Annotated in this window: 17 protein-coding genes and 1 pseudogene; 5 read left to right on the forward strand and 13 right to left on the reverse strand. The window is 42.8% G+C overall.

Annotation, left to right across the window (positions count from 1 at the left end; all coding sequences use genetic code 11):
- Positions 1-29: 29 nt before the first annotated feature.
- Together LRL21_RS11710 and LRL21_RS11715 are read right to left on the reverse strand one after the other, a co-directional pair.
- On the reverse strand, positions 30-638 hold the full coding sequence (locus LRL21_RS11710) for a hypothetical protein (protein ID WP_240415955.1): 609 nt from the start codon (positions 636-638) through the stop codon (positions 30-32).
- A gap of 122 nt (positions 639-760) precedes the next feature.
- On the reverse strand, positions 761-1444 hold the full coding sequence (locus LRL21_RS11715; RefSeq protein WP_240415956.1) for a sugar phosphate isomerase/epimerase family protein: 684 nt from the start codon (positions 1442-1444) through the stop codon (positions 761-763).
- A gap of 142 nt (positions 1445-1586) precedes the next feature.
- On the opposite strand from LRL21_RS11715, the gene LRL21_RS11720 reads away from it, so the two are divergent.
- Positions 1587-2495: an AraC family transcriptional regulator gene (locus tag LRL21_RS11720; protein WP_240415957.1), complete on the forward strand. Its 909-nt coding sequence runs from the start codon at positions 1587-1589 to the stop codon at positions 2493-2495.
- A 240-nt stretch (positions 2496-2735) separates the two neighbouring features.
- Positions 2736-3203, forward strand: a complete 468-nt coding sequence (locus LRL21_RS11725) for a DoxX family protein (RefSeq protein WP_420832438.1) — start codon at positions 2736-2738, stop codon at positions 3201-3203.
- A 63-nt stretch (positions 3204-3266) separates the two neighbouring features.
- On the opposite strand, the gene LRL21_RS11730 is transcribed toward LRL21_RS11725, so the two are convergent.
- The 3 genes from LRL21_RS11730 to LRL21_RS11740 all read right to left on the reverse strand — a co-directional run bounded on the left by LRL21_RS11730 (position 3267) and on the right by LRL21_RS11740 (position 5325).
- Positions 3267-3515 carry a hypothetical protein gene (locus LRL21_RS11730; protein WP_240415958.1) on the reverse strand — a complete coding sequence of 83 codons (249 nt, stop codon included), beginning with the start codon at positions 3513-3515 and terminating at the stop codon, positions 3267-3269.
- Between the two features lie 274 nt (positions 3516-3789).
- Complete coding sequence (locus tag LRL21_RS11735) at positions 3790-4608, reverse strand: SDR family oxidoreductase (RefSeq protein ID WP_240415959.1); 819 nt, start codon at positions 4606-4608, stop codon at positions 3790-3792.
- Positions 4609-4713: 105 nt separating this feature from the next.
- The gene (locus LRL21_RS11740; RefSeq protein ID WP_240415960.1) at positions 4714-5325 is read right to left on the reverse strand and encodes a TetR/AcrR family transcriptional regulator; all 612 of its coding nucleotides are present in this window, start codon (positions 5323-5325) and stop codon (positions 4714-4716) included.
- A 213-nt stretch (positions 5326-5538) separates the two neighbouring features.
- Here LRL21_RS11740 and LRL21_RS11745 point away from each other — a divergent pair, with 213 nt between their 5' ends.
- Both LRL21_RS11745 and LRL21_RS11750 read left to right on the forward strand, forming a co-directional pair.
- Positions 5539-6096, forward strand: a complete 558-nt coding sequence (locus LRL21_RS11745) for an NADPH-dependent FMN reductase (RefSeq protein ID WP_240415961.1) — start codon at positions 5539-5541, stop codon at positions 6094-6096.
- 59 nt (positions 6097-6155) lie between these two features.
- A complete protein-coding gene (locus tag LRL21_RS11750) occupies positions 6156-7034 on the forward strand; it encodes a pentapeptide repeat-containing protein (RefSeq protein WP_240415962.1) in 879 nt (292 codons plus the stop codon).
- Between the two features lie 148 nt (positions 7035-7182).
- Here the strand turns inward: LRL21_RS11750 and LRL21_RS46250 are convergent.
- The 8 genes and pseudogenes from LRL21_RS46250 to LRL21_RS11790 all read right to left on the reverse strand — a co-directional run.
- Positions 7183-7382: pseudogene (locus tag LRL21_RS46250) on the reverse strand (isomerase); the annotation flags it as partial.
- Between the two features lie 60 nt (positions 7383-7442).
- On the reverse strand, positions 7443-7874 hold the full coding sequence (locus tag LRL21_RS11760) for a DUF6526 family protein (protein ID WP_240415963.1): 432 nt from the start codon (positions 7872-7874) through the stop codon (positions 7443-7445).
- 166 nt (positions 7875-8040) lie between these two features.
- Positions 8041-8751 (reverse strand): AAA family ATPase, encoded by a 711-nt coding sequence (locus tag LRL21_RS11765; protein ID WP_240415964.1) that lies wholly within the window; start codon positions 8749-8751, stop codon positions 8041-8043.
- 26 nt (positions 8752-8777) lie between these two features.
- Positions 8778-9395: a GNAT family N-acetyltransferase gene (locus LRL21_RS11770; protein WP_240415965.1), complete on the reverse strand. Its 618-nt coding sequence runs from the start codon at positions 9393-9395 to the stop codon at positions 8778-8780.
- A complete protein-coding gene (locus LRL21_RS11775) occupies positions 9385-10311 on the reverse strand; it encodes a phosphotransferase (RefSeq protein WP_240415966.1) in 927 nt (308 codons plus the stop codon). The genes LRL21_RS11770 and LRL21_RS11775 overlap by 11 nt, the downstream gene beginning before the upstream one ends.
- 165 nt (positions 10312-10476) lie before the next feature.
- On the reverse strand, positions 10477-12867 hold the full coding sequence (locus tag LRL21_RS11780; protein WP_240415967.1) for a fibronectin type III domain-containing protein: 2391 nt from the start codon (positions 12865-12867) through the stop codon (positions 10477-10479).
- A gap of 169 nt (positions 12868-13036) precedes the next feature.
- Positions 13037-14662: a response regulator gene (locus tag LRL21_RS11785; protein WP_240415968.1), complete on the reverse strand. Its 1626-nt coding sequence runs from the start codon at positions 14660-14662 to the stop codon at positions 13037-13039.
- A 63-nt stretch (positions 14663-14725) separates the two neighbouring features.
- Positions 14726-15115: an apurinic/apyrimidinic endonuclease family protein gene (locus LRL21_RS11790; RefSeq protein WP_240415969.1), complete on the reverse strand. Its 390-nt coding sequence runs from the start codon at positions 15113-15115 to the stop codon at positions 14726-14728.
- Between the two features lie 234 nt (positions 15116-15349).
- Between LRL21_RS11790 and LRL21_RS11795 the strand changes: the two genes are divergently transcribed.
- Positions 15350-16525, forward strand: a complete 1176-nt coding sequence (locus tag LRL21_RS11795) for a benzoate/H(+) symporter BenE family transporter (protein WP_240415970.1) — start codon at positions 15350-15352, stop codon at positions 16523-16525.
- Positions 16526-16625 lie beyond the last annotated feature (100 nt).

Raw genomic sequence — 16625 nt, forward strand, 5'->3', positions numbered from 1 at the left:
TAATATTCCCTTTCAAAAGTAAATGAATCTTATTCAAAAACAACCTCTTTATCCAAAATGATATCCTTGGGTGGAGTCTCCATGGGAGCTGCATATGGTATCAAGCCTAAGCTAAATTCACTGATATTATTAGGCAGCGGTGGCATGACCATAAAACGAACCTGAGCTTGTCCCCCACCACCATGGGAACCGTTTCTACGAACATAGTATTCCTGATTACCTTTTACCTCCAGCAGCAATTGCGGACGAATATGACCATTCATTTCTTCACCTTGTACTTGCTCAATTTCCAGAAAGACAATACTTGCGTTCTTATGCTGCATGGCATGTGTCAAATGATATTCAAAACCATCAACAAACGTCTTTTTCATAATGGGCAGCACACTCAGCAGTTCACCTGGTTCATTTGGCATCTTGGGTTTACTTCTCTCATTAAGACTGTGCATAAGCCAACTGATTGTGGGAATGTCCATATCATAGCTTATTGCCCATTCCTGCATAATTTCTTTTGTTGGAAAGTACCGTTTGCCGTTAGCAAGCAGCTTGCGTTCATTCAGAAGTCTCAGGATCGTTTCGTCAACGGCTCTAAATTGATCATTATATTCATTCGGTATCAGCTGCATTTCACCCCAACCCATTGTCGTTGTCTCCTTTATTATAGAAATCCATTTTCCCTTAGGCTAGCTACGGATTGTGCCAAGGAATCACTCGTTTTCACTTCAATAACGACCGAACAATCATGTGTGCGGGCAAATTCCAATCAGTTGTTTATGGGTACGATGCCCGTATATAAAGCTTGATGATCTGACTTGCCATTATAATCATGTAAGTGCATATGTTGAATGCGATTGCTGTAATGAGCGAAGAACGATTCCTCTGCAAAGCCTGCTTTAGCATCATGACCAACATCCCAGGTCAAATAAAAGTTATCGAAAGCACTTAGCTGATCAAGAGCTTTTCGAATATAAGGAAGTTGAAAATTGCCAGTATTCTCAATACATAAGGCTACATCGTAGGCTGCAGCTATTTGATAAAGCTCTGCATACGAATCCTGAAGCAATTCCCGAAAATTGGATTCGTACTGTTCATTGATCCAGACTTTTGTCTGCGGCAGGGTAAAATAAATCCCATTATTCATATGCATGTTCAAGGTTTGGATACCTGATAAATGAGCCCATTCCATCGCTTGTCTGCAGCGTTCCAAATGCCCCTTCCTTATTGAAGGGTGATAGGAGGATACATCCAATTCTTCGGGAAGATGTATCGTAAACTCCACGCCGTATTGTTCTTGATAGGTTCTTATATCTGAACAGCTTAAATTTTCGGGCATGCAGATAGGCAAGTTCATATTTAATTCGATAAAATCCAAACCTAGTTTTTTGCACAACTGGACATTTTCAGCAATGGAAGTGTATTGTACCAATGTAGGCATTCCAAGCTTCATATGAATCCCTCCTCGATCAGGACTAACCCTATTATAACAGCTGCCCCCTTGTCTTGTCCTTCAACTCAAATATAGCAAGAATTATCAAGAAGTAAACGCGAATACCGACTAGAATGGAAACAAAGGGAGGCCACCCGATCGCATGAAGGAAGACTATCTGAAGCAGATTCAAGCGACCATCGATTATGTAGAGACACATATAGCTGAGGAGCTGTCACTGGAGCGACTGGCGCAGGTTGCGAGGCTCTCCGATTATCATTTTCATCGCGTCTTCCTATCCATGGCGGAGGTTACGGTGATGGAATACGTGCGCACACGACGATTGGCGCTCTCTGCTTATCAGGTAGCCTACTCAGATGCACGGATGCTGGACATTGCGCTGGAGAACGGATTTCAGAATCATGAGACATTTACTCGTGCCTTCAAGCGCATGTTCCAAATGACGCCGACCGATTACCGCAAGAAAGGGATTCAACCGCCCAAGTATTCAAAGCTGAACGTGCTTCAACGCAAGTACAATCCTTATTTAGGAGGCATTCGTATGGAATACCGCATCATCACCAAACCTGCTTTTAAAGTTGTAGGTTATGAGCTTCGTACTTCAACCAATAACGGGGAGAACCTGCAGCAAATCCCGGCTTTTTGGCAGGAATATCTTCAAAAAGGCTGGTCCAGGTCCATTCCGAACCGTGTCCATCGAGATAGTCCCGTCGAGCTTGGGATTTGTCACAGCTTCGATATGGATTCGGGTACCTTCACGTATTTGATCGGCATGGAGGCTGAGCATTTCGAAGGGGTGCCAGACGGCCTCGTATGCCGCGAGTTCATGTCCGCCGAATATGCCGTGTTTACAACACCGAAAGTTCCGCATGATCAGTTCTCCCCCTCCATTCAAAGCACATGGAAATCGATTTTCGCGGAATGGTTTCCGCATTCCGGTTACGAGCACGCCGGGACACCGGAGTTCGAGCTCTACGACGAACGCTGTCACCCCGACAAGCCAGATGCACAGATGGACATCTACATTCCCATTAAACATAAAGATGCCTGATCAGACACAAAAGGATGCCGCTTACTAAGCGCTGCATCCTTTTTGTTAGAATTCGCCTTCAAAATTAGCAATCCACAAGAAACCCAAATCAATGTTTTATGATAAATTCTAGAAGTTTGGTGAAGAACGAGCGCAGCGGCCAAATGATCCTGGAGAAGCGTAAGCGTTCGCCTTTGAAATCGTGAATAAACCGCTTAATCTCATCTAATTTCACGATTTCAACAGCGATCGGAAGGATATTTGGCCGCGCAGCGAGACTTATTCACCGGACTTCTAGTTGTTGGATGGAATACAATTAATCAGGTAAGAAAAGGAGCTTTCACAATGAAAAATGGAAAAATGAAAACGATTCTTTATTGGGTAACCACGATATTCGGTCCAGCAAGCTTCGTCATCGGCGGCTTCCTGTTCGTCACTCACGGCGAGCAGCAGGTGGCCGTATTGAACCAGCTCGGTTACCCCGTCTATGTAGCTACCATTCTGGGTGTCTGGAAGCTTCTGGGTGTTATTGCTATCGTGATCCCACGCTTTCCGCGTTTGAAGGAATGGGCCTATGCAGGTTTTTTCTTCGAGCTCAGCGGTGCGGCTGCATCCCATGCATTGTCGGGTGACGGCCTTGCTCTCACCGCCCAACCGCTCGTCTTCCTGGCACTGGTCATCGCGTCGTGGGCACTGCGTCCGTCCAGCCGCAAGCTTGTCGCACAATAGGATATAGGATAGGTTATCAACAGATTCATATCCAGGACAGGACGGTTCCGACGATCAAGGTCTTCAGATCACGCATACCGGGATCAGCATGTCGTGAAAAGGGTTAAGCTCATACACCTGCAGCTCCTGCTCCTCCTTCCACAAACTCATAAATAATTGGTGAAGCTTGGGATATGGTTTGACATATAACTCAAACATAGTCGGCTCAAACAAGATGATACTGCGTGTGTAGGACTCAGCCTCATCGGTATCTACGTGCGCCGACTGTTTGCTTTTTAAAAGTAAATGTACTGTGATCCCGATCGAGTGCAATATACTCCATTTTGTTCACGAAGGTGTTCCCTCCCAAAAATATCAATCCAACAAGATTTTACACAATGGAGTTTTCAGCCGATTGGACAGCCAAGAAAATATGGTCGGGTGCGCCAACCGGCGTGGACCAGGCACTGCGCAAATCATAGAACACAAATAAGGGCAGAGAAGCTTATTAAACAGCTCCCTGCCTTTGCTTATGAGTACTATCTTCTATATCTGCTTCCGATAGAAACCAACCGCTGCTGCTGATAGTTGTTAAGGAAATGCAGTCTTATTTAAAGTTTGCCATAACCTTTTCCAAATATTCCTCAATCGGCACAGAATTTCTGAGTGCGACCAGATTCTTGCTGGATTGGCCTACCAGTGTACGGAATTGCTGGCTGGTCCCGGTTGCCAAGGCCTCAATCTCATCGACGATATTTTGTGGGTCCTCCAATTGACTGCTGTCTATATTTTCGAACATGCGCTTCACTTTTGCGGTTATGGCATCATAGTCCTTAATATCTTCGTTTGTGTTCCAGATGACGTTATTCACAAAATTATTACCACTGGAACCGTCATGCTCCACCAATCTTAATTCGATATTCAGCGGCTTCAGCTCGTAATAAAGCCCTTCGATCAGTCCTTCCAATGCGAATTTCGACATGTTATACAACGATCCGGTCGGTACGGCAGTCGTAACCCCCATCATGGAGCTGATGTTGATGAACATGCCTCCCCCATTAGCACGATAGTGCGGCAAAAACGCACGAATCACATTAATCGGGCCACGAACGTTAACAGCAAACTGCCAATCAATAGCTTCCTCATCGGCTAGCTCCAAGGCACCGTAGGTACCCATCCCTGCGTTATTCACAACCACATCGATTCGACTGAATGCAGCAATCGCCTGCTCTACCGCTGTTCGTACCTGCTGCACATCTGTAACATCCAGCTTGAAGATTTTAATGTTGCTGTACTTGGTAAGCTCGGTTTCCTTGTCAGGCGTGCGCATCGTAGCGGCTACGTTCCAGCCCATCTTGGCAAAATGAATTGCTGTTAATTTTCCCAGCCCAGAGCTGGCTCCTGTAATAAAAATCGTTTTGTTCATGGGTTGATCTCCTCTTTCTGATTTGTTTTATTTGGATCATTCTCAATCTCTTACATGTATAGATCGAATGTTCATTCTATTGACTTTTAAAAAAATCGGCCCTGGTTAAACCAAGACCTGTTTAATTGGCTTTTGGAAATCTCGGCTGATTCCGTTCCAGCAAGCCTGTATCGCGTCACGAGCAATTTCTTCAGTGAATTCAATGTTCCCATGAATATGTCCTTTGACCATATATACGATAGATCCGTAATGCATTTGGACCATTAACTCCGGCTGCATGTCGATAATAAGCTGTTGGTCAATCGCCTCGGCATAAAGCTTGTTCATTGGGCCGCACCAGCCGCCCGAATATGCCTCTTTTTTGACCTCTTCATAAATATAGGGCGAAAACGAATACTGCTCAATAAACAAAAAGCCTTCAGGATACTTTTTGCTCAGCTCAATGACCTTCTCCCAGCCCCAGTTAAAGCGCTCCCGAATGGTCCCCTTCTGATTCAAGCCCTGAATTACATATTCACCGTTAAAGGTAACAATCCCCTTATACAGCTCGTTAACAATATCCTCCTTGCTCTGAAAATAGTGATAAATATTACCTGTCGATACGCCGGATTCCTTAGCGATCAACGCCATCGATGTAGCTTGCAGCTCCCTTTGAATAATGATGCGAAGGGTTGTCTCCAAAACAGCCTGCTGTACTTTATTGTATTTATCAAACATGGCATCCCTCCGTGATTCAGTTTATATAACAAACATAGATCGAATGTTCATTCTATTATATTGTTATTTTGCGTACTTTGTCAAACGGAAACATTAGTTATAACCGATGTTTCTTTTGAACTATACGTAATCCATCTGTTATGATTCACTACAGTGATTATTGTTATATCGCTGCATCAAAAAAATACAGTCAATATGACGAAGGAGCTACTCATGCTAAAAATAGCCATTATTATTGGCAGCACGCGTCCAGGTCGCAGAGGTGAAGCCGTTGCTCAATGGGTGCACGAGATCGCACAAAAACGCAGTGATGCTGTATACGAGCTTGTCGATATTGCAGCATTCAATTTGCCGTTATATGATGAACCGAACCCTCCTTTAATGGCTCGATATACAAAACCGCATACGATCGCTTGGTCTGAGGCAATCAAATCGTTTGATGGCTTTATTTTTGTAACACCTGAATACAATCATGCAATCCCTGGGGCACTCAAAAACGCCATCGACTATCTTTTTAATGAATGGAAGGATAAGGCAGCAGGGATAGTCAGCTATGGCGGTGGTACAGGCGGGGCTCGTGCGGCAGAAAACCTGAGACTTATTTTGGGTGAGCTGCATGTCGCTGATGTGCGTGCTCAAGTTACCCTATCAGTCTTTACGGACTTTGAAAACTACAGCATTCTGAAACCCGCACCCCGTCAGGAAGCGGCCGTCAACACGCTGTTGGATCAGGTCCTCTCCTGGAGCGGGGCATTAAAGGTGTTACGCTAATATTGTAACCAAATTTGAGTCAATTAGCTGTTAAAGGGTACAGCGTAAGGAGTTAACACATGTCCAAGAATCAAGATAAATCAGAGACTTTCCCTGACAGGAGTCGTATCCATCTGCAAGCTGACTGCGAGAATTGCTTCGGCTTGTGCTGTGCCGCGCTGCCCTTTGCAGCATCAATTGATTTTGCAATCGACAAAAACGCCGGTCAGCCCTGTCCCAACCTGCAGTCGGATTTTCGCTGCGGTGTTCACACAAGCCTCAGAGAACTGGGTTTTCGAGGCTGTACGGTTTATGATTGTTTCGGTGCAGGCCAGCAAGTATCCCAAGTCACCTTCGATGGACAAAGCTGGCGGCAAGCCCCGGATACGGCAAAGCCAATGTTTGAGGTATTTCCGATCATGTGGCAGCTCCATGAGCTGCTCTGGTATTTGACTGAAGCGTTGACACTGCAGCCGGCTCAGCCAATCCACGGTGATCTCAGCCTCGCACTCGACGAAACAGAACGCCTAACTTACCTCAGTCCTGACTCTCTCATGGAGCTTGACGTGGCGAAACATCGGGCCTATGTCAATACTCTGCTTCTGAGGACAAGCGAGCTTGTACGAGCCGAAGCTCGTGAACAGCAGCCGGCTTCCTCACGGCGCAAGAAGAACTACGGCCGAGGGGCTGATCTTATCGGGGCCAAGCTTGGAGGAGCAGATCTCAAAGGTGCCAACTTGCGAGGGGCGTACCTTATTGCCGCTGATCTCAAAGGTGCTGACTTGAGAGTGGCTGACCTCATCGGGGCAGATTTTCGAGATGCTGATATCAGCGGCGCTGACCTTACCGACAGTATCTTTCTCACCCAAGCCCAGCTCAACGCGGCGAAGGGCGATGCCGATACCAAGCTGCCCTCTTCACTAACTCGCCCAGCACATTGGACGAGCTTTGGAGCATAAGGCAGCTGCCCTTGGCAGCTTTCGACTAAGCAAAATATGTACGGATCGCCTGTTCCGTCGTTTCTTTGCCTGTTTGAATCGTTCGCTCAATCTCCCAATCCCAGTACTCCGGCCTGAACAATTCTACGGATACCATTTCACTGTATCCAAGCGCATTGAAAGCAAACGGTTTTATGTTACTGGTAGTGAAAAAGTTCTTCAAATCAGCTACTGTATTTTCCTCTAGTATTCCTTTAGTTTATCCAAACGGATTTCAATCAGATCGTACCCGTGCTTTTCACAAAATTCAAGATCGATTTTAAGCGTTGAATTTTTCATTGTGGTTGCTTGGTTAAAGGCGATTTTCACAAGAATCCCTCCAATCTTTCAACATTTTTCGTTGGAGCAAAACAGGCAGAACTCCACCACTTACACTCGGTGGTTATCCGCCCTCCACACAGTTATGGATTTTTTGATCTTGTCAGGCTCCATCCCCGTTTCGGCGGCCTTCACACATAATTGAGGAAATGATTCGTCTGAAGCAAAACGAAGTGCGATGATCTGCTGTAAACTGAGTCTTGGATCTAAAGGTTTGCCTGTAAGCTGAACGTGCCGAAATTTCTCTTCCTGTAAAATGGTACGGTCCTGCAATCGGGTTGCAAATTGTCGAATAAGCGCCGCCAATATTAATACGCATAAGATAATACCAAAATCAAAAAGGGAAGCATAACTAAATTGCTCTTTGAACAAGTGAATAATCGACGCAATAAATAGGATCAGCGCGATGGGTGCCAGGACAAAATGGAATAGAGGTACAAATTTCTTGTGATTATTATAACTTTGCGCTATGGGCTTACTCAAACTTTTTCCTCCTTGAAAGTCGCTTTGATAACACTATGTTCAATTTCAAAATGAGTTACACACGACATGGCATTCACAACCAGCCCCTCTTCACCCCGTCATGCATATCTTTCATATATTCAACAAAAAGTTAGTAAATCCTGTTGTTCTGGTATCATCAAACCTGTTAATCTTCAAACAAATCCTTGAGAACAGCCTTCCTGTTTTCCAGAAAACGTCTTGTAATCAAATAATGCAGCGTATCCTCATATCGAATCTCCGCTACAGGCTGAACGTCAAAATTCAGGATTTGCGCATTTGGATATCCGAGCAGAATCGGTGAATGCGTAGCGATGATGAACTGAGCATCGTTCTCCAAATCTTTAATAATGCGCAGCAATGCCAGCTGCCGCGCAGGGGATAGAGCCGCTTCCGGTTCATCCAGCAGGTAAATCGCCCTTTTTCCAAAGCGATGTGTGAAAAGTGAAAGAAACGCCTCCCCATGCGATTGCTCGTGTAAGGAACGACCTCCATAATATTGCAAGCCCTCGGGCAGCGTGTCCATATGGGACGCAAAGTGATAAAAGGTTTCTGCTCGCAGAAAAAATCCATTCGTGATTTTGGGCATCCACGAGAGCCGGATATGGTCCCCCAGAATGGACGCGGAAGCATCAACCTCATAGGCGTTGTTCCTCCCTCCTCCAGCCGTGTTAAATCCGCACTGATAGGCGATCGCCTCCAGCAGTGTAGATTTCCCCGAGCCATTCTCCCCCACAAGAAAGGTAACATTCGTTTCAAACGAAATGGAGTCCAACTCTTTGATCGCGGGTATCGTAAAGGGATACGCTTTTGAGTCATGATCTTTATTTCTGAGAATTTCCAGGCTACGTAAGTACATGGTGTTCAACTCCAATACTTATACTCTTAATTGGATACATTCAGCTGTTTGATAAGGCTAACACGAATGATATCATCCCAAATAGGACCACGTCGAACCTCTTGATAACCTATTTTTTTATTAAGCTCAATGACGTGATCATTTACCTCTTCGGTATGTGTATAAATTAAATTGACATTGTGATATTGAGCTTCTTCTTCCAGCTTGTTTTTAAGTTGTGTTGCCAAGCCTGCTCTGCGGTAAGCTGGATGCACCCATAATTGAAAAATCTCTAGAAATCGACCGTCACTTTGAAATAAGGTACGATCTAATTCATTATATATTGTTTTCCAGGGATACACATCATCCCTGTTGGATATGGAATACATGATCATACCAATGGGCATGGACATAACTGAATTTTCAATAATAAATGAACCTTTATTGGGGTCAGTTACATACTTTTGTATCTTCTGGCGATGTTCCTCTTGCTGCTGCTCTGTCAGTTCAACATCATCTGCTCCTGACGTATATCCATCATTTTTTAAATCAATTCTAATCAAGAATTCAAGATCATTCCTGTTTCCCTTTCGCAAGATGAGCATGGTTTGCGGATTGAGCCCATATGGTTTTATCGCTGATTTAAGCAGGTCTTCATAGTCCACGTCCATCTGCTCCTCCACAATTTAGCATACTCATGTCAATCTGGTGTAGAATGTGTTTAGCAAGCTCCAATTGTCGAGTTGCAAATCCCAAATCCCCATGTCCCGTATGCGCTAAATCAAGGTTGGATAAGGTAGACATTAGAATTCGTGCGGTAAGCGCAAGCTGAAAAGCTTTTTGATCTTCGCATTTATCTATATGATTCCATATATACTGATAGGTAGGATCCTGAATTCCACCAAATAAAACAAGGTTACCAATAAATGAAGCCATGTCCCAGTAAATCGGCATGATGGACACATCCTCAAAATCCATCCAGAGCCAGCCTTCAGGACCTCGCAGCAAGTTTCGGGCATGAGCATCACCATGAGCAGGTATCAATGCTTCAGGTTGAATCAACCGAATTTGCTCGTTTACTCTCCAAAAAATCTCTAATAGAGTTTGTATTCGGGAGTCAGGATTTTTTTTCAATCGAATTGCTGCCTGTTGTACTCTGTTCCATACGCCGAGTAATGGGATCACACCAGGGAAGCTTTTCATGGCTAAGGATAGTTTATTTACTAGTTCGTATGCATGTCTTGGTTCCAGAGACTCCAATTGTGCAGGAGGCACATACCTCCAAAATGTCGCCCACTTATCCCCCACCTTGTGTGGTCCTGCAACCCGAAAAGGCAGTACAACCGGAACATCATTGGCATGCAGGTGACGTGCGACCTGCAACTCTCGATCCAGCATATGATAGGTGCGCTCCGCGTCATCTTCTGATGTAACAATAGCGAGTCGGGCCACTATCTCATGCGGAGCCAAATGAATAATCAGATTCCCGCCATCGCTGAGAATCATAGGAGTAATCCCGGTGAGTCCAAGCATCTGAGCCGTTGAGAGTACTTGTGAAACCAACTCTTCTCTTGCAGACAATTCAACAGCTCCTTTGCCAATCGGTATTCATTTATTGTAGCATTACGGCTGTATCCGTTACAGGCATAAAACGTTTATAAGCAACTTATCGTCTATTACAATAAACTGCACTGAAGAACAAATAAGAGGATGGATTATTAATCCAACCCCTTTAAACAAATAATTTTAATTCTTAGTAATCTTGTCAGCTACATATTGAATATCAATACTGTTGATTACACCATCATTATTTAGATCATAGATGGAATCATACATAGGCTGTCCTTTGTACGCACCATTATGATGTGAAATGATAACTAGATCACTAAGATTGACGAGTCCGTCATTGTTAAAATCAAGGTCCCCTATATGAACACTTAAACTAACAGGATTGTTTAGATTGCTAATATGTCCATAAGAATCACTTAATTGAGAGTTTGTGGATAATTCAAATTTTCCATTACCATTCTGCAATGCAGTGAACTTTATTGTAGCTAATTTCAGGTTATTATACTTACCAGGAACGTTTCCAAGCAAGACGCCAGAAAAATCGATATGACCTATTAAGCTATCATCTTTCCCAAGTATGGCATCTACATTTTCAATTCCAAAGTCAGAATGCAATCCTATTTGTGTCATCTTAAATTTAGAAGGATCATAGTCTAGCTTCATTAAAAAACCATATAAATCAGATGCACTGCTTGCAGCAACGTTCAGTTCAATTGTGGAGCCGACTTGGATAAACCCCTCGTTAGTTTGGAGTGAAACCTGTGGTGTTTGAGGAATCACATTGGGCAGCTTTACAGTCAGGGAAGGACCACTAGTAGATATATTTCCAGCATAATCCGTCGCTTTAACATCAAATTTTACAGTAGTGTTCGGGATTAAATTCGAAATATTCAATGATGTACTTTTTGCATCAATAGATGCATAAAGCTCGCCATCGCGGTAAATATGATATTGCTTCACACCCACATTATCAGTAGCTGGATCCCAGGATAATGTAAGACTATTATAGGTTACATCTGCTACTGTTATGCGTGCATAAGGCAGCCAGTATGGGGGGGTGATATCATTGGTATTGTAGGTGCTTGTTGTTACTGTAACGATAGGATTATTAACACTATTACCATCCTTATTATTTGCTTCTACCATAAATTTATAGGTTTCTCCAGGGGAGAGCCCATCTACATGATATCCGTATACGTTCCCACCTACAGTTTGTATTAAACTACTATTTTTATAAATATTATAATGATTAATTTCGCTTTGACTAATTGCGGGCTTCCACTCAATATCTGCACTGGTATAAGTAGAATTCGTTACAGAGAGTGCATTTTCAGAAGGCCAGGTCGGGATGCCTGTTTCAAAGTTTATATTATATCTGCTTAAATCTTCATAGCGATAGTTCGCTGTTTGGCTTGTATTCGTTGTAGAGTGATATATGGAGTATGCATTCCCCTGATTATCTTGAAAACCTATTCGATCTAGTACATACACTCCTTTGTCATCATTGGGGCCAAAATATATAGTAGCAATGTATAAGCCCTGATTGTTGCGCACAAAATTCAAGCTTTTGTCATATAATCTCGTGCTATTTATTGGTTTGTAGTTTCCATATGCAATAATTTGGTCTGATTCATCATAAATATCTGCTGTAACAGTTACACTATCTCCAACTCTTACATTCGTGCTGGATATGGTCAAATTATTTAATACAGGCGGTTTCAAATCGGGGAGCACCGAACCTTCTACAACGATATTATATTGACTCAAATCGCGGTAAGAGATATTTGTCGATTGATCAGTATTCGTTTTCGAATTATAAATCGTGAACATGTTTCCCTGCATATCTTGGGCATAAATAGAAGAGATTTCGTATGTTCCTGATGGATCACTTGGACTAAAAAATAGAGTTCCTACATAATCTCCGTTTCCATCAATAAAAAAACTAGTCGATTTCCCTACGTTCGATCCCGCTAGTTGATACCTTATTCCTGCATAAGCAACTCCAGTTAATTCATCGGTAATTGATGCTTTCACTTGGACAATTCCGTTTCCATTAATATTCGTTGGACTAACGGAAATTCGATTAATTAATGGGGGACTTGTATCAGTCACCGTGCCAGAAACGTTAATAGAATAAGAGCTTAGATTCATATAGATTCCATTATTATTGCCGCCTGTCTGTGTTTCCGAATGATAGATATAAGCTATATTTCCTTGTGTATCCTGTATTATTATGTTCTGTAAATTGTATTTACCTGATCTGTCGTTAGTTGATACCAAGAACGTAGTAGTAAGAACACCATCGCCATTAGGTATTATATGAAGGTTCTTACCTGGTCCTCCACCAGCTTCAATTTGATACGATAAATTGATATAAGCAATACCAGATTCGTCAGATGCGTCAGCCGTAATTGTTACAGGTTGATTCGGATCAGCAGTATTAGATGATAAATGGATAGATTTAAAAACTGGGGGATCGTAATCTCCTATTTGAGCAAAAATAGATGAAGAAATGGAAAAGAAGAGAAGCAACGACACAAGAACAGAAGAATAAACTTTCGATTTCACTTGTAAACACATCCCTTAATAGTATTTTAATTCCATAAAATACTATACTACAAAATTTGATAGAAGTCGTTTTTATTCGAGTGAATTTTATTTGCTAATTATAGTTGGCTGCGGCCACCCCTCAATCCAGACAGGCCGCCGCACCGCGGTACGTGCAAGTATTCCCCCCTTACTTCAAGCCGAGATTTTGCTGCAACAAGGAAGGTGGCATATTGTAAATCGATTTAAAGCATTTGTTAAAATAGCTTTTATTCTCATAGCCAAGCTGAACCGATATTTCCTCCACCGTTTTGTTTGTCGTTTCCAGCCATTCCTTAGCCTTCTCCATCTTCATCCGGGTAACATAGCCGATAAAGCTTTCCTGGGTCTCTTTTTTATACAAACGGCTGAAATAGGCCGGATTCAAATGCAGCAGTTCCGAAACTTCCTCCAAAGTAATTTTCTGATCAAGGTGGGTTAGCACATATTTTTGTGCCTTAATGATTTCCATACGTCTGGAACGTTTGGACATGGTTGAAATAGATTCGAGCAATGATTTCCAAAATAAAGTCAACCACGCTTCCAACTCGCAGATCGATTCGACAGATAAAACAGCCTGATGCAGCAGCTCCTTCGACATTTCAAAATCAAAATATTGTGCTGAGGATCTGACTTTCACATATTGGTCCATCACCAGTCTGAGAATGAAGCTCTTCAGCTCTTCAGGATGAAAGCGATGTTCAATGAAGAAGCGGAACCATTCCGAAATCGTTCCATCAATCAGAGCCACAGCATCATCGAGTAACAGCTTCCCGAAGGCATCAGACACTTCCGAGTAATACTGGAAAATATCCTCCCGAGCAAACGGAACGGTTAGCTGTTCCATTCGGGTGACCACCCTATCAGGCAAATAAAACCGTTGAAGAGACAGCTCCATTAGGACATTGATCTCTCTTTTAAGCACTTTAATCGTGCTGCTGTAATGCTCTCCCATAATAAAAGAAACATCAATTTTTATATATTTGTGAATGGCTGACTGTATATCCAATAAAGGCTTCTTATCAAAATCCGTAACCTGATTCCCGTTCATTCTGGACCCGGCAAACAGAAACAATAGCTCCTTGGAGCCTAAACGGAAACAAACCGCATCCTGATTATTATGCAAAATTTCATCGATGATATTGATTATCGCATATACAAGCACTTCCTCGGACTGGAACCGTTTCAACTGCTTGTCATATTGATTGATGTAACAAATGACAGAGAAGTATTTTTTAGCTGCAAAGTCGACACCGAATTTGTCAAACTCCCGATGCCATTCGGCTTCATCAAAGATCGGAGCATGTAATAGCTTGCTGATCAGCTTCTCCTTCAGCGTATCCTGATTTTGCTTGAACGATAGCAGCATCCCTTGAGTTTTTCGGGTTTCGTTCTGTTCCTCATCCAATTGAACCAGCAGCTTTTTCAAAATATCTACCAGCTCTTCAATTTCCATCGATTCCTTGAGCACATAATCTTGTACATGCAGCTTAACCGCTTGCCGGGTATACTGAAATTCATCATGACAGGACAAAATGACTGTACGCATTTTGGGATTGAGCTGCTTCAAGTGCTGGATCAGCTCGATGCCATTCATTCCGGGCATGCCAATATCGGTAATCAAAATATCAGGCATCTCCTCCTGAGCTTTGGCCAATGCCGATAAACCATCCTCCGCATACCCGATAAATTGCAGATTCAGTTCATCCCAAGGGATTTCTTGTCTCAAAAATTCGATTACCGGATAGTCGTCATCTGCCAACAATACTTTGTACACGCTAATCCTCCCCTTAGATTAAGGCCAAACGGTCATGGGCATTTTTCAATCCGATCCCATTAATTAAACTACAACCATCCTGAAGTGAAGCAGCTGGTTAAGAAAAATTATACCGATGTGGCCATGGCTTATAAAGGATATGCAGCTTCCATTCGCTTTGGTAGCATAATATTCTTCCCTCATCAGAAAATCAGATGCATATTCCAGCGCGGTAATTTGCCCGGCCAGCTCCATAATAACCTTCATCCCGATTTGCTCCGCATGCTTAAGAATCTCGATCCCCGTCTGAAAAGGGTAATTCGCATTGGCTTTATTTTCCCACCAAAAAACAGCAGGCCAAATGACGACAAAGTTCATACCACATTGCTTCATATCATCCAATTTCTTTTTGATCGTTTCAAGCGTAAATTCCCGTTGTACCTTGAGCACAGATCCGTACGGAAAGGATTTCATTATATTTCCCCTACCTTCATCATATTAATAGTCATTGTTTAATTATAAATGTCAGGCTTTTGACTGATAAGCAAGGAACATGACCAAATCCAAGAAATTTATACCACTTCAAAAATTCATATATTGGATGGTTACTGATGATCTTTTTTAAGTTAATATAGTTAAGGAAGCTTAGAACGAGCTATTTAACAATATGCCTATGCAACAACTGGTTAAAAAGGAGCATCATCGATTTTGAACAGACACAACGTTTTAGCCGGAGTTTTGTCCGCTTTAATGGCCTGCACAGGCGGTGCAATTCTGGTGATCCAATGTGCAGACATGATGGGATTAAACCGTTCCGAGCTTGTTTCATGGATATTTGCTGTTTACTTTATTGGTGGAACTTTCAACATCATTCTGTCTCTCAAATACAAAATCCCTTTTGGCGGAGCACACTCCATTACAGCCGTCGCTTTTTTAAGCACAGTTGCAGCTGGCTTTTCACTAAATGAATTGTCAGGCAGCTTCATCATGACCGGTGGACTAATCATCTTATTCGGATTTTCGGGACTATTTAATAAAGTACTGGCATTCATCCCCAAACCAATGATTGATGCCATGCTCGCGGGTCTTATTCTGAATTATGTTGTTCATATCGTGCCTGCTTTTAAAGAATCTCCACTTGTAGGTGGGCTGGCCATTCTCGGTTTTTTCATCGGACCTAAACTTTCTAAATGGATTTCTCCTTTATTAGGTGTACTTATTTTTGGTGTCTTAGGGCTTTTCATTGGCTACGATTTTCCAATTGTTGAAACAACTGAACTTAGTTTACCGCAGCTTGTTATTCCGGCCTTTACATGGAATAGTCTGATCTCGGTTGCGATTCCCATCGCTGTTTTAATTTTGAGCAATGACATCGCTGTCGCTTTAGCTGCCCTGAAAAAAAATGGTTATCAACCACCTGTCAATAAAACGCTAATTTTTTCGGGATTGGGAACGTTATTTGTTGGTTTATTTGGGGGACATGCCGTGAACATCGGCGGGATGATGACTGCGCTTTGCAGCAGTGATGAAGCTGGCCCCAAAGACAAGCGCCTGGTGGCAGCGATAGTTTCCGGTGGATTGGTCGCATTATTTGGATTGTTTGCGTGGAAAATGATCATAATTATTGAGCTGCTCCCTTCCTCATTTATTACGCTGCTTTCTGGTTTTGCTCTACTGGGAGTACTGTTAAACAGCTTGCGATCGGCCTTTTCTGAACCCTCATATCAACTATCCATCTTGTTTGTTTTTGTAATCGCCATATCGAATATTTCCTTCCTTGGTATTTCCGCTCCGGTATGGTCTTTGGTGGTGGGTGTGATATCAGCCAAACTGCTGGGGGAAGGCAAGTATAGCAAGGACAAGTTAAAGGAAGATCAAGCTTAAGCAACACACTATAGTAACAGCTATATAATGCTTGCCAAGCACCTGCAATTGGAAAATACAACACAAAAGAAGGTCACACAAAATGTCGTGACCTTCTTTG

The organism is Paenibacillus periandrae (genome assembly GCF_022458865.1).
Lineage (GTDB): Bacteria > Bacillota > Bacilli > Paenibacillales > NBRC-103111 > Paenibacillus_S > Paenibacillus_S periandrae.